The organism is Xanthomonas sp. D-99, from assembly GCF_017746145.1.
Taxonomy (GTDB): Bacteria; Pseudomonadota; Gammaproteobacteria; order Xanthomonadales; family Xanthomonadaceae; genus Xanthomonas; species Xanthomonas cissicola.
On record NZ_JAGHWU010000059.1, the window covers coordinates 889 to 1,258 of the forward strand.

Here is a 370-nt window from a genome sequence, read left to right on the forward strand (position 1 = left end):
AAGTGGGGGGATTACCCCTCCACTCCTTGCCGAATCCGCACGGCAGCACACAACTTCGGGGGATCCTGGCAACCCTCGACGACCGGGGGCGAGGCGCAGACGTGGAGGCAATCCAGGACCCGTATGAAGGCCGGCAGGGATTTGTGAAAATTTCTTTTCTGACAGCAAGTTAGCTCACTTTTGGCTGTTTTTTTTTACACGAATCCCTGCCGACCCTCAACAAGGTGGAGGCCTACAACGGCTTCGCGAAGTACTTCTTCTTCGGCGGGGAAGGGGTAATCCCCCCGCCCATTAGCAGACGCCAGAAGTGGAATTTTCTCGTCCCCTTTCTCGAGGAGGTTCCATGAAGAAGTCCCGCTTTACCGACAGC